Raw genomic sequence first — 12,769 nt, 5'->3', positions numbered from 1 at the left:
AGTTGGAGCTTTAAAGGCTTCAACTAGAGGATAAGACACACTAAAAACTGAGGTTTTGAGCAAATTGAAAAGCAAATCAAGTCAGTAGTGATTTCGTACTAACTAGCTGACTTAATCGCACGTTCCCTAAACGCGCACCCCACATTATGGTGTTAATTTTTAAAATCTCCTGTTGGTATAAAATAGCATTTTATTCAAACTAATAAAATTACTCATCAACAACTTCCACAGTAAAATGCTGAGCACCTAGGTAAGTTCCTTCATCAATCTCATATCTCAAAACCTCAGCACAATGAGAGCAATTAAATTCTTCGTTTGGTTCAATGCATTCAGTTTCTAGCCAATCAAATTCAATAGTTTTTTCACACGTTGGACATTTCATAATAATAATTTCCTAGGTATTTATCCTATTAATTATTGCTGTGCCTATTCTAGGGAACATACGAACAAGTAAGACAATTTTTAGCTGACTTTCAGCTTGTGACAGTATTTCCTCAGAAGCGACATTTAATCACCACTTAACCCACTTGTAAGGTACTTCAAGCACCTTACAACCGTTATTTGGACGGATTAACCCCGTGCAGAACGTATCATCTGATCTACTCGTAACAAATTTCCCAGTGCAAACAACACCGCGAGCTTATTGTCATTTTTTGATAGACCTTTATAGACCACTTTGCGGAAGCCAAACTGGCACTTCAGTATCCGAAACGGGTGCTCTACTTTTGCTCTGATGCTCGCTTTTATGTACTCAGTATTGATGGGGATTTTATTAATACGGGGATGCTTTTTCCATTCCCGAACCTTGCTTGGCATCTCCGCAATCAACCACTCCAACGTCTTATCTTTGGTTTCCTCACGTTTTTCCACGCCACGGTAGCCCGAGTCAGCAGAGACAAACGTCTCATCGCCATGCATGAGCTCAGTGATTTGGTTTAGGTCATGTTCATTGGCAGAAGTGGTGGTGAAACTATGCACCAAGCCACGTTTGGCATCGACTCCAATATGTGCTTTTAGTCGGGTAAGGACAGTGTGTTACCACACCATCCTCCCCTAAGAACCGTACTTGAGAGTCACCCCTCATACGGCTCAAGCCTCTCAACAGCCTTGATATGACCGAGCTTCACAATGGGGAAATCGATCGATGGCGGCGCTCCAAATAAGCGTTCCATGTCGGATTGTAGGGATTCACTGCACTACGTATTTTAATGTGCCTTACGATCAGAACGGTCGATGCTGAAAACAGCCGCAACCGTTGGCTTATGCCATTAATCCGATCATCAGATCGCAAACACCCAGTGTCTTGCCCCTTCAACATGGAAGTATTTTTTCTGGGTATACGGATTTAATGGTTGATGGGGCACCTTCACCCCATCAATCTGATACCACCCTCAGATGGTTGATAGATCGACTCCGTAGTTGAGTTCCTCTGCGAAGTCCGGCAGTCCGTAACCGATGGTTTTCTTGTAGAAAGGAGAGACCTTCGCAGTCGGTGCCTTCTTCTTGTGCTTCGTGGTGTAGAGCATTCGTGCCCGCATCACCTCGAAGGAGTAACCGCGCCCTTCACGGTTCTTGTCCTTGGCCAGTCGGTTGATGGACTCCGTGTAAGCGTTGGTGACGGGCATGTCCGTCTCGAAGTAGGTCATGGTCTCTTCGCGCCAGTTTCCCGCTGCCCTGACCAGATCGCTCCAGACTTCCTTTTGGCCCTTCGGGATGGTGGCTATCCACTCGTCCAGGGCGGCTTCTGCCTGGAGCCGTGTGGTGGCGTCCCAGATGCCGTAGAAGCGCTCCTTGTGCTCGTAGGCGGCCAGCAGTTGCGGGAACGCACCTGTCCAGGTCTCCATGATGAGGCGCTCCCGGTCTGAGACTTCGTGAGCGCGTTTCAGCAGGATTTTCCGGTCTCCCTTGAGAGTCCGGCTCTGGGACGGTTTCAGCTCCTTTCTGAGGCCCTTGCGCACTCTCTCTAGGGCATCGTTGGCCATGCGCACCACATGGAACTTATCGACCACGATACGGGCCTGGGGCAGCACAGCCTTGACCGCTGCCCGGTAGGGGTTCCACATGTCCATGCTGACGATCTCGACCTTCTGCCGGTCTTTCAGCTTCATCAGGTAGTTGGTCACCACGTCCTGGCGGCGGGTGGCCAGCAGGTCGAGCAGGGTTCGCTCCTCAATGTTGGTCAGAATGCAGCGGTAGAGCTTGTTCAGGTATAGCTCGTCAATGCCCAGGATGCGGGGCGTCTCGAAGCGGTGCCAGCGCCCCAGGAACTCGGCGCGGGCGTTGAAGATGTCGCGCACCGTCTTCTCGTCCAGGCCGGTCTGTGCCGCCACAAAGGTGTAGGGGTGGTTGAAGGATTCCTTCTCCACGTACTCATGCAGCCGCAGTGTCATACGGAATCCGTCCACCATCTCCGGTAGCTGGGGCCTGAATGTTGTCTTGCAGGCCCGGCAGGTGTATCGGCGGCGGACCACCCAGAGAGTGACCCGCTTGCCGTGGATGGGCAGATCACGATAGGGAACGTCACGCTTGCCGAACCGTACGAACTCACCCTGCACGCCGCATTCCTCGCAGGCGATGGGATCGGGCACGTCCACCTGGAAGTGCATTTCGTCGTCGGTTGATTTGCAGCCCAGTACTTGGTATTGCGGCAGGTGAAGGATGTTGTCGGGAAGTTCGGTCATGGTGTTGTATAGGCGTAGGTGTCAGTCAGATCCATCCGACTCGGCATTGGTGTTTGCTTTTTTACCCAACAAGCTGCTGGAAACGAAAAGTAAGGCACCGAGGACAATTGCAATATCAGCCAGGTTGAAGGCCGGCCAATGCCAGTCTCGCCAATAGAAATCAAAGGAATCCACAACATAGCCGCGAAAGACCCGGTCAATCAGGTTGCCCATGGCGCCACCGAGGATAAGACTGTAAGCGATGGCTTCTCCTTTATGACGATTTTCAAGGATCAGCTTGATCAGAAAAATCGAGACCACTACCGCGATTCCGATAAAAAAGTAGCGCTGCCAGCCTCCACCATTCGCAAAAAGACTGAATGCGGCACCGGTGTTCCATAGGTGCACCCAGTTAAAGAACGGGGTCACCGAAACATACTCGCCATAGGCCATTGATTGCTGCACCAGCCACTTTACAGCCTGATCAGACGCTGCCAGCAGGCCCGATATGGACAATAGGGCATACGGCGAGAGCTTTTTGCCAATAATGAGCATTATTTAACCCTTCAACGCCAAAATGCGTCTGGCACCGTTAAGTACAATACCCCCCGCGATGGTGCCGATAATCAGATCCGGATAATTGGAACCGGTCCACGCGACCAGGGCGCCGGCGGTGATGACCCCCAGGTTGATCACCACGTCGTTGGCCGAGAATATCCAGCTTGCCTTCATGTGCGCCCCGCCTTCCCGATGTTTGGATATGAGCAGCAGACAACTGGTATTGGCAATCAATGCGACGAATGCGATAGCCATCATCACCAGCGATTCAGGCTCACTACCGAATACAAAGCGTCTCACCACCTCTACGAGCACGCCCACAGCCAAGATCAGTTGCAGTACACCAGCAAGATGCGCGGCACGTACCTGCATTTTCACGCTATGTCCAACCGCATAAAGGGCAAGCCCGTACACCGCCGCATCGGCAAAATTGTCCAGGGATTCTCCAATCAGGCCGGTGGACTGGGCGATCAGACCGGCAGTCATTTCCACCACGAACAGAAGTGCATTGATGCCGAGCAACCAGCGCAGGGTCCCGGATTCTTGCTTAGCAGAAGCTGCCGAAAACTCGGCGGCCTTGATGGTCTCCGGATTTGCAGCGACGGTTTCCTGAAGCGAGGCGCCTAGCCCCAAGGTCTTCAGTTTCGAGGTGACGGGCTCGACCTCGCCGTCATGCACGACCTTCAGCCGGCGGTTCGACAAGTCGAAGGACAGCGCCCGAATCTCCTCAAAGCCGTTCAGGGCTAGGCGAATCATTCGTTCTTCTGATGGACAGTCCATCTTCGGCACGGCATAAACACTGACCCATCTCCCTGGCGCCTCGGAGGAGGCCTGTATATCGGTATCCGCTGCGGACGTTGCATCAGCGCCACAGGCGCCACCACAGGATTTGCTCATGATACTACTCCACTTGAACAATGTTGTGGTACCATTTTAAACTATAAAGCTACTATAAGGTCAATAGAGTAAAGAATCCGTTGGGGAGGAGGCTGATGCGCATTGGTCAGTTGGCGCAGTTGGTAGGGGTCGAAACACAGACGATCCGCTTCTATGAACAGCAGGGCTTGTTGCCGCCGCCTGATCGGCAGGACAACGGTTACCGTGTCTATACCGAGAAGCATGGTGAGGGGCTGGCCTTCATCCGTCGCTGCAGAATCCTGGGCCTGTCACTGGCTGAGATTCACGAACTACAGAGCTATCAGGACGACCCTCATCAGCCTTGTACCGCCGTCAACGCCTTGCTCGATGATCACATCTCTCATGTGCGGTCGCAGATAACCGCTCTGCAAGCGCTTGAGAAACAACTCGTTTCACTGAGAGCGAGTTGCAACGATGACCGGGAAGTTGAGGCGTGTGGGGTTCTTGCTGGAATTAGCGAAGGAAACATGCACCAGCAGTAGGTGAAGCATCAACCAGATAATCCGATGAGATGCCGGTCTGTCTCACTCTCATGCAAAGGTAAGATCAACCATTTAATCCGCTTACCCCATTTTATAAAAAAGGGGCTGTATGATGTTAACGAACTGGGAAATCGCGCAATTATTGACACGTTGGTATTGTATTTTGGTATATCAAGCGTTGTAGGTGGGCTATTTGCATTTTGTTTGTTGCGTCATCAGTCTGCTTTATTGAGTAGTATAAAAAGGTACGTACGAGGAGGTGCGTTGATTGGTTTAGCGGCGACAATAGCTTATTTTTTTATCCTCGTTGGTGGGGCGATGGAAGAGAGTCTATCGCTCATGTTTGACCCTATGATGGTCTCTATCTATTGGGATTCGCCTGCGGGCAGTACCTTAATCGCTAATGTGATTGGTTATTGCTTGGTGATCATAGCGTCATTTACCCTTGGGTCGGATCGTGCCTTCAGTCTGTGGCCATTTTCACGCCTTGCATTAATGGTCGCTTCCTTGGGCATAGCCAGTTTGATTTATTCGTTTTCATTCACGGGTCATGCGACAGAGCAAGCTTGGTATTATCAAATTATATTCTTTACTCATATCTTGATTGCTGCTTGGTGGTTAGGGTTGCTATTCCCTTTGTGGTTGGTTGCGCGAAAATCCACGCACCAGGAATCTAATCGAATCTTAGAGCGTTTTGGCGAACTTGCAGCGGTTGCTGTTTTGATTTTGATTATCTGTGGAGCATGGATGAGCTATGTTCTGACAGGATGGCAAGACTTATTCTCGTCAGACTATGGTTTCTGGTTGTTGGTGAAACTTGCTTTGGTCGTTGTTATTCTGGTGATGGCGGCATACCATAAATTACATCTTGTGCCGTTAATACTGAAACGCGATAATACATTTCTTATTCAAAAATCTATTTTAATGGAAAAAATGATCGCTTCTTCTATTTTGGTGGTCACGGCGATATTTACGACGTTTGTTGGTCCTCCAATGCATTAATTAGAAGTGTATTTAAAGTGATGTTGTTTGGGGTGAAAGTTGATTGGGGGAAGAATAATGAGACAAAATAAAATCGTTATCATTATATTTGTTTTGCTCGTGTTTGTTAGCCAGACAATGACTTCTGTGGCTGGTCCAATGACATATCACTCAATGCAACTTACTGCTACTGCTACTTATGGCTCGATGGTCGATCATAAGGCTTCGTTGCACAACGCGTCTGTTGAAACACACACAGATCAGTATGTTCAAATATTGCCGGTCACGAATGCGTTAGATTGTTGCAAAGACAAAAGCTCGTGTCCGATGAGCGTTTGCATGTCGATGGCCGCGATCATTGATCGTCAGTGGATTTATTGCGGCTCTCAACTGAGTCAGAGTAGTGCTCATCTAGTTCAACAAGAGCTACCGTTGAATAGCTCTTCTTTATATCGCCCTCCGATACTTTCTTAATCTTTGGATGAATCCGTCGTTTTGTCGGACGCTCCAAGGTCACTAACCGTTATTTTCTATTATTAACCTTTTATCCACTACAGGGATAATGCCTGTATTGGATCTTCTCAAGAACATTGTTGGAGACAATTATGTCTTTTATTCATTACATTATTTGGTTGCACCTGCAAACAGGTGTTGTGGGTTTAATTAGATTAAGGGAGTTCAGTTTATGACAGTATTCAAACCTTCACACGAAGAGCAGAACAAATCATCGAGCGGTACAGTGCTTAGCCGTCGTCAGTTTGTATTTGGTGCTTCTGCCATGCTGGCTTTAACTACCATTCCGTTTTCAAAAAATGCACTAGCAAGTGCCATTGGCCAATCTTTAACTCAGTTATCTGGGAAAGTTTTTGATTTAAGCATTGATTATAAAACCGTTAATTTTACGGGAACGCCTGCTAGAGCAACGGTCATTAATCAACTGTTTCCCGGACCCTTGTTACGCTGGAAAGAAGGTGAAACGGTCACGCTAAGAGTAAAAAACAATCTTGATCATGACAGCTCTTTGCACTGGCATGGGATGATTTTACCGACAGAAATGGATGGCGTTCCTGGCCTTAGTTTTGCGGGCATCAAACCGGGAGAAACATTCGAATATAAATTTCCAGTTAAGCAAAGTGGTACCTATTGGTATCACAGTCATTCAGGTTTTCAAGAACAAACGGGAGTGTATGGCGCGATTGTTATAGACCCTAAAGAAGCAGACCCTGTTGTGTTTGATCGGGAGCATGTCATCATGCTGTCGGACTGGTCGGATGAGGCGCCTGAAACGATATATGCGAATTTAAAGAAGCAATCAGACTATTACAATTACAGTGAAAGAACGATGTCTGATTTGTTTTCTGATATCAAAAAACAAGGGTTGGTGAACACATGGAGAGCACGCTCCATGTGGAATCAGGAACGTATGAGTGACCGAGATATTTCTGATGTCACGGGTGCCACCTATACGTATTTAATGAATGGGAACCCACCGGCACAACCTTGGCAAGCACTCTTTAAACAAGGAGAAAAAGTTCGTCTTCGCTTTATTAATAGCTCTGCGATGACGATATTTGATGTGCGAATTCCAGGTTTAAAAATGACCGTGGTAGCGAGTGATGGACAAAATGTTCAGCCTGTTACCATCGATGAATTTCGAATTGGTGTTGCGGAAACTTACGATGTGATAGTCGAGCCGAAGATGGAGGATGCTTATTGTATTTTCGTTCAGAGCATTGACCGTTCTGGTTATACCGTTGGTAACTTCACGTCAGATGAAATGTTCACGGCCAAAATCCCTGATATGGACCCTATGCCGATCTTAGGGCATGGCGATATGGGCATGAATATGGAGGGCATGGACCACAGCAAAATGGCAATGGGTTCGGACTCTATGTCGGGCATGGAAGGCATGGACCACAGTAAAATGGCAATGGGTTCAGACTCTATGTCGGGCATGGAAGGCATGGACCACAGCAAAATGGCAATGGGCTCAGGCTCAATGGCTGGCATGGAAGGCATGGATCACAGCAAAATGGCAATGGGTTCAGGCTCAATGACTGGCATGGAAGGGATGGATCTCAGTCAGCCAAGTATGGTTATGCCTACTTTAGGTTTAGCAGGTTACGGCAGTGACAATGAGATTAAGCATCTAGATTCAGAAAATGGTCCTCAAGTAGACATGCAATCAGGCATGCCTCAAAGCGGCCTTAACGACCCAGGTATTGGCTTAAGGGATCATCAAGCGAACTATAACCGTAAAGTACTGACCTACGCAGACCTAAAAGGCTTGCATCCTACTCATGATAAACGTCAACCCACTCGAGAAATCCAGCTGCATCTAACGGGCAATATGAATCGTTATATGTGGTCAATTAATGGAATCAATTTTGCTGATTCCGCTCCACTTGAATTGGCGTATAACGAAAGAGTGCGAATTACCTTGGTGAACGACACCATGATGATTCATCCCATGCATCTACATGGTGTATGGAGCGAGTTAGAAACAGGAGACCCTGATTACATTCCACGTAAGCATACTGTGATGGTTCAGCCTGGTTCAAAAATCAGCTATTTAGTCACCGCAGACGCCTTGGGGCAATGGGCATATCACTGCCATTTGCTATATCACATGCCTGGCATGTTTAGAAAAGTGGTCATCAAATAAGGAGAGTAATAAATGAAAAACTTTAATTCACTAGGCTTTACATTAGTGATGGCAACGGCTTTTGTTATGAGCTCTTTGTCTTATGCAGGTGCGGAAGATGACCCTTTATTAAGTTATGTCGCCATCGACCAATTAGAAAAAGGCCTTGAGTCAGACGATCCAATCAGCTTTAGTTTTCAAGCATGGGTTGGTTATGATATGGATAAAATCTGGCTTAAAACGTCAGGTGAATACCAGAATAGTGACGACCAGGACCTAGAAGTACAGGCTCTATACAGTCATGCCGTAGCGCCGTATTGGGATATGCAGATGGGCGTAAGGCGAGATATTAAACCGTCCCCATCTCGTGATTGGTTGGTGCTTGGTTTCCAAGGTTTGGCTCCGTATTTTTTCGACATTGACGGTGCTTTCTTTGTTGGAGAAAAAGGGCAAACCTCCATTCGTTTAAGCATCGAACAGGAATGGTTAATCACTCAAAAACTGATATTAACGCCTGAATTTGAAATGAACGCCTATGGTAAGAGTGATGACGAGTTAAGCATGGGTGCTGGTCTTACTGATATCAATGCAGGCCTTCGACTAAAGTATGAAATAACACGTAAGTTTGCACCTTATATAGGTATAGACTGGAGTAAAAAGCTCGGTGCTACGGCTGATCTTGCTCGTGATAATGGAGATAGCATTAGCAACTCTCAGTTTGTCATTGGCGTAACGGCTTGGTTTTAATTTTTTTACAAGAAGTAAAAGGGATGTCAGTGAGATGAAAGATAAAAGTCTCACTAACATCACCATTAATTTCTACGATATAAAAGAAAGGACAATACCATGATGAGCGAAAGTATGTTTGGTAGCACTATGTGGGTAGGACACTGGATGTGGATGTTAGTGATTGCTATCTTAGTTGTTATACCTGTCTATAGAATATGCAAGCGAGCTGGATATTCTGGCTGGCTGGGACTGCTGATACTGGTCCCAATGGTCAATCTGATGTTGTTGTATTTCATTGCTTTTTCTGACTGGCCCGCGAGTAAAAAAGGAGCACAATATGAGTGAGCACACGAATCATCATGAACATAAAAGCCATGGGGTGCATGACCCTGTGTGCAAAATGTCGGTAGATCCTCAAACCGCAAAGTATAGTAGTCAGCATGTAGATAAAACTTGGTATTTCTGTTCTTCCGGCTGTCAGTCGAAGTTCGATAATAATCCAGAGAAGTATCTCAGCGAAGAAAATGAGCAAACAGAGCCGGTTGCAGCCGGAACCATGTTTACCTGTCCTATGCATCCAGAAGTCCGTCAACAAGGCCCCGGTGACTGCCCGATTTGTGGCATGTCGCTGGAACCTGAGGAAGTAAGCCTCGACAACGGTCCTTCAGTAGAGCTCGCCGACATGACTCGTCGATTCTGGATTGGTCTGGCTCTGGCACTTCCGGTTTTTTTGATCGAAATGGGAGGCCATCTCTTTAAGATTGACCATATTGTGTCGCCACAAATAGCCAATTGGATTCAGTTGGCTTTAGCTACTCCAGTGGTCGTTTGGTGTGGTGGACCATTCTTTGTGCGCGGTTGGAAATCTGTACTTAATCGTAACCTTAATATGTTCACACTTATTGCCATCGGTACGGGTGTTTCTCTGTTGTACAGTTTTGTCGCAACCTTGGCTCCGCAGATATTTCCTGACGCTTTTCACGCTGACGATGGCTCAGTCGCAGTGTATTTCGAGGCGGCCGCTGTCATTGTTGTGCTGGTGTTGTTGGGTCAGGTACTTGAACTCCGAGCTCGAGAAAAAACCTCTGGCGCTATCAAAGCTCTATTGGATCTAGCTCCGGCCACGGCAAGAAAACTGGACGATGACGGCAGTGAGTCTGATGTGGCGCTCGATCAAGTTAAGGTTGGCGATCGATTGCGAGTTCGACCAGGCGATAAGGTGCCTCTAGATGGCGAAGTGCTTGAAGGCCGTTCCAACGTTGATGAATCCATGGTCACTGGTGAACCCCTGGCTGTTAGTAAGAAGACTGGAGATCAAGTAATTGGTGGTAGCATTAATCAGCAAGGCAGTTTTATTTTACGGGCTGACAAAGTAGGTCGTGACACAATGTTGTCCCAGATCGTCCAGATGGTTGCCAGTGCGCAGCGAAGTCGTGCGCCTATTCAGGGAATGGCTGACAAAGTGGCTGGTTGGTTCGTTCCGGTGGTTCTGTTGGTCTCTATCATTGCATTCGGAGTCTGGTCTATCGTCGGTCCAACGCCACCCATGGCCTTTGGTCTGATCGCAGCTGTGAGTGTGCTGATTATTGCTTGTCCCTGTGCCTTGGGTCTGGCGACTCCTATGTCGATCATGGTCGGTGTTGGTCGTGGCGCTCAGATCGGTGTCTTGATCCGAGATGCTGAAGCGTTGGAGCGGATGGAAAAAGTAGACACAGTGGTAGTGGATAAAACCGGGACCTTGACCGAAGGTAAGCCTCAGGTGACAAAACTGGTCTTGGCAAACGGTTTCAGCGATGAGGATTTGATGCGTTATTCCGGTAGTCTTGAAAAAGGCAGCGAGCATCCGTTAGCACATGCCATTTTAGATAAAGCTAAGACCATGAATCTAACTCTGCCAGACGTCATAGATTTCGACTCACCGAACGGCAAAGGCGTTACCGGTGAAGTCGATGGAAAAAGGGTTCTGCTTGGTAATCGACTGTTAATGCAGTCAGAAAATGTTAATACTTCAACTTTTGAGGAAGAAGCTAACCAACTTCGAGAAGACGGTGCCACAGTAATCTTTGCCGCGGTTGACGGGAAGGTTTGTGGTTTGCTGGCAATTGCAGACCCTGTCAAGGATACCTCCAAAGCGGCAATAATCGCTCTGCAGAAGGAAGGAATTCGGGTGGTGATGCTGACTGGAGATAACCGTACCTCAGCTGAAGCAGTAGCCCGCAAGCTCCACATTGATGAAGTGAAAGCAGAAGTGTTGCCTGAAGATAAAGGCAAGGTTATTCAACAATTTAAGAATGAGGGACGTGTTGTTGTTATGGCTGGAGATGGTGTAAATGATGCGCCAGCCTTGGCAACTGCTGATGTAGGTATTGCGATGGGCACAGGAACCGACGTGGCCATAGAAAGTGCGGGCATTACTTTGTTGCGTGGCGATCTGATGGGCATAGTGGAAGCGCGACGATTATCCCGAGCAACCATGCATAATATTCGGCAGAACCTGTTCTTTGCATTCATTTATAACATGGCAGGAGTACCGATTGCTGCAGGAGTACTTTATCCGTTTACAGGTATTCTCTTATCACCTATTTTTGCCGCTGCAGCTATGTCGTTGTCCTCGGTGAGTGTCATACTAAATGCTTTAAGGCTGCGGGCGGTAAAATTATCAGATAGCCAAATTAATAGTAAATAGCTAATTTTGAAAGAGGTGAATATATGAAGGTAATAAATAAAAGCATTGCAGCTTCAATCTTAACGTTAGTCAGTGCAAGCGTGTTTGCACAACCTATAATAGATCTCTACAAGTCTCCGACATGTGGTTGTTGTTTTAAATGGGGTGAGCTAATGAAGGCAGAGGGATATACCGTTAATTATCATCACACAGAAGACTGGTCCTCTTTAAAGAAAGATGCGGGTATGCCCATGCAACTACAATCGTGTCACACCGCTGTAATCGACGGTTACTTAATTGAAGGTCATGTGCCAGAACAAGATGTGGCACGTTTAATACTTGAGAAACCTGAAAATGTATCAGGGTTGGCTGTGCCTGGAATGCCAAGGTATTCTCCTGGCATGACTGCAAAAGGTCAGCGATACAAAGGTTTTAATGTGGTCCAGTTTAGCCAACAAGGAACGATGACTGTCTATCAACAGTATTGATAAACGATAAATCCATCAAATCCAACAGGTTATCAAGCTGAAAGGAAAAAGCCGAGCTAGTAGCTCGGCTTTTTCCTTTATTCTTTCGAGCCTGATCCAGTAAGAACTTAGGGAGGAATTTTTACTGCTAGAGTTTGAGCGCCTCAATTGCGCTTGAGTTCACGATGTTAGGGAAACTACGATTAAGAAGTCGCAAAACACTCAACCTCTCTCTTTCGAATAAAAAAGCACAGGACGCTACTTGTTTTGATGCTTTGCACCACTTAACAAGCTTATTTAGCCTTGTTTAGTGGATTTTAAACGGATTAACCCCTTGCCGTCCGTATCATCTGGTCAACCCTAAACACATTGGCTAAGGCAAACAGCATCGCCAGCTTGTTGTCGTTTTTAGCCAATCCTCTATAGATTACTTTCCTAAAGCCAAACTGTCGCTTTATGATCCTAAACGGGTGCTCTACTTTTGCCTGGATACTGGCTTTGAGGTACTCTGTTCGGATTGGTTGCTTGTTGATTCTCGGTAAGCGTCAGCTAAACCACACGTTTTAATCCTTGTTAAAAATCATAAAGTCTTTTTTTTCTTTCATGGGAATAAAAGACTGATGTTTACCGCTTCTGCTCAACTCAATGTGACTCTCATTTGTGGG

Annotated in this window: 12 protein-coding genes and 2 pseudogenes; 8 read left to right on the top strand and 6 right to left on the bottom strand. The window is 47.0% G+C overall.

The window, feature by feature from the left end; translation table 11 throughout:
• Positions 1 to 208 precede the first annotated feature (208 nt).
• The 5 genes and pseudogenes from LG368_RS14725 to LG368_RS14705 form a co-directional block, all read right to left on the bottom strand.
• Entirely contained in the window at positions 209 to 382 is a 174-nt protein-coding gene (locus tag LG368_RS14725; RefSeq protein WP_226755461.1) for a hypothetical protein, read from the bottom strand.
• Positions 383 to 570: 188 nt separating this feature from the next.
• Positions 571 to 1,017, bottom strand: a pseudogene (locus tag LG368_RS14720) (transposase); the annotation flags it as partial.
• Between the two features lie 374 nt (positions 1,018 to 1,391).
• Positions 1,392 to 2,681 carry an ISL3-like element ISPpu12 family transposase gene (locus tag LG368_RS14715; RefSeq protein WP_226755460.1) on the bottom strand — a complete coding sequence of 430 codons (1,290 nt, stop codon included), beginning with the start codon at positions 2,679 to 2,681 and terminating at the stop codon, positions 1,392 to 1,394.
• Positions 2,682 to 2,702: 21 nt separating this feature from the next.
• The gene (gene lspA, locus LG368_RS14710; protein WP_003821921.1) at positions 2,703 to 3,215 is read right to left on the bottom strand and encodes a signal peptidase II; all 513 of its coding nucleotides are present in this window, start codon (positions 3,213 to 3,215) and stop codon (positions 2,703 to 2,705) included.
• A gap of 3 nt (positions 3,216 to 3,218) precedes the next feature.
• Positions 3,219 to 4,115: a cation efflux transmembrane domain-containing protein gene (locus LG368_RS14705; RefSeq protein WP_068436864.1), complete on the bottom strand. Its 897-nt coding sequence runs from the start codon at positions 4,113 to 4,115 to the stop codon at positions 3,219 to 3,221.
• A 95-nt stretch (positions 4,116 to 4,210) separates the two neighbouring features.
• Between LG368_RS14705 and cadR the strand changes: the two genes are divergently transcribed.
• The 8 genes from cadR to LG368_RS14665 all read left to right on the top strand — a co-directional run bounded on the left by cadR (position 4,211) and on the right by LG368_RS14665 (position 12,125).
• Positions 4,211 to 4,618 carry a Cd(II)/Pb(II)-responsive transcriptional regulator gene (gene cadR / locus LG368_RS14700; RefSeq protein WP_004364961.1) on the top strand — a complete coding sequence of 136 codons (408 nt, stop codon included), beginning with the start codon at positions 4,211 to 4,213 and terminating at the stop codon, positions 4,616 to 4,618.
• 264 nt (positions 4,619 to 4,882) lie between these two features.
• A complete protein-coding gene (locus LG368_RS14695; protein WP_226755459.1) occupies positions 4,883 to 5,620 on the top strand; it encodes a copper resistance D family protein in 738 nt (245 codons plus the stop codon).
• 138 nt (positions 5,621 to 5,758) lie between these two features.
• The gene (locus LG368_RS14690) at positions 5,759 to 6,073 is read left to right on the top strand and encodes a hypothetical protein (RefSeq protein ID WP_226755458.1); all 315 of its coding nucleotides are present in this window, start codon (positions 5,759 to 5,761) and stop codon (positions 6,071 to 6,073) included.
• 211 nt (positions 6,074 to 6,284) lie between these two features.
• Complete coding sequence (locus LG368_RS14685; RefSeq protein ID WP_111608903.1) at positions 6,285 to 8,264, top strand: copper resistance system multicopper oxidase; 1,980 nt, start codon at positions 6,285 to 6,287, stop codon at positions 8,262 to 8,264.
• A gap of 12 nt (positions 8,265 to 8,276) precedes the next feature.
• Positions 8,277 to 8,990: a copper resistance protein B gene (locus LG368_RS14680; protein ID WP_226755457.1), complete on the top strand. Its 714-nt coding sequence runs from the start codon at positions 8,277 to 8,279 to the stop codon at positions 8,988 to 8,990.
• Positions 8,991 to 9,089: 99 nt separating this feature from the next.
• Entirely contained in the window at positions 9,090 to 9,317 is a 228-nt protein-coding gene (locus tag LG368_RS14675) for a hypothetical protein (RefSeq protein WP_226755456.1), read from the top strand.
• Positions 9,310 to 11,658: a heavy metal translocating P-type ATPase gene (locus LG368_RS14670; protein WP_226755455.1), complete on the top strand. Its 2,349-nt coding sequence runs from the start codon at positions 9,310 to 9,312 to the stop codon at positions 11,656 to 11,658. The genes LG368_RS14675 and LG368_RS14670 overlap by 8 nt, the downstream gene beginning before the upstream one ends.
• Positions 11,659 to 11,810: 152 nt before the next feature.
• Positions 11,811 to 12,125: a DUF411 domain-containing protein gene (locus tag LG368_RS14665; RefSeq protein ID WP_226755454.1), complete on the top strand. Its 315-nt coding sequence runs from the start codon at positions 11,811 to 11,813 to the stop codon at positions 12,123 to 12,125.
• A 305-nt stretch (positions 12,126 to 12,430) separates the two neighbouring features.
• Here LG368_RS14665 and LG368_RS14660 read toward each other — a convergent pair.
• Positions 12,431 to 12,643 (bottom strand): annotated as a pseudogene (locus LG368_RS14660) (transposase); the annotation flags it as partial.
• Between the last annotated feature and the right edge of the window lie 126 nt (positions 12,644 to 12,769).

It is taken from the genome of Marinomonas algarum (assembly GCF_020532605.1).
Lineage (GTDB): Bacteria > Pseudomonadota > Gammaproteobacteria > Pseudomonadales > Marinomonadaceae > Marinomonas > Marinomonas algarum.
Note: the sequence above shows the minus strand (reverse complement) of the source record. Positions and strands in the feature narration are given on the sequence as shown.

Excerpts from the sequence above, each read along its gene's own strand:
- lspA (WP_003821921.1), bottom strand. The coding sequence starts at position 3,215 with ATGCTCATTATTGGCAAAAAGCTCTCGCCGTATGCCCTATTGTCCATA.
- LG368_RS14690 (WP_226755458.1), top strand. The coding sequence starts at position 5,759 with ATGACATATCACTCAATGCAACTTACTGCTACTGCTACTTATGGCTCG.
- LG368_RS14665 (WP_226755454.1), top strand. The coding sequence starts at position 11,811 with ATGAAGGCAGAGGGATATACCGTTAATTATCATCACACAGAAGACTGG.
- LG368_RS14715 (WP_226755460.1), bottom strand. The coding sequence starts at position 2,681 with ATGACCGAACTTCCCGACAACATCCTTCACCTGCCGCAATACCAAGTA.
- LG368_RS14725 (WP_226755461.1), bottom strand. The coding sequence starts at position 382 with ATGAAATGTCCAACGTGTGAAAAAACTATTGAATTTGATTGGCTAGAA.
- LG368_RS14705 (WP_068436864.1), bottom strand. The coding sequence starts at position 4,115 with ATGAGCAAATCCTGTGGTGGCGCCTGTGGCGCTGATGCAACGTCCGCA.
- LG368_RS14680 (WP_226755457.1), top strand. The coding sequence starts at position 8,277 with ATGAAAAACTTTAATTCACTAGGCTTTACATTAGTGATGGCAACGGCT.
- LG368_RS14685 (WP_111608903.1), top strand. The coding sequence starts at position 6,285 with ATGACAGTATTCAAACCTTCACACGAAGAGCAGAACAAATCATCGAGC.
- LG368_RS14675 (WP_226755456.1), top strand. The coding sequence starts at position 9,090 with ATGATGAGCGAAAGTATGTTTGGTAGCACTATGTGGGTAGGACACTGG.
- LG368_RS14670 (WP_226755455.1), top strand. The coding sequence starts at position 9,310 with ATGAGTGAGCACACGAATCATCATGAACATAAAAGCCATGGGGTGCAT.
- cadR (WP_004364961.1), top strand. The coding sequence starts at position 4,211 with ATGCGCATTGGTCAGTTGGCGCAGTTGGTAGGGGTCGAAACACAGACG.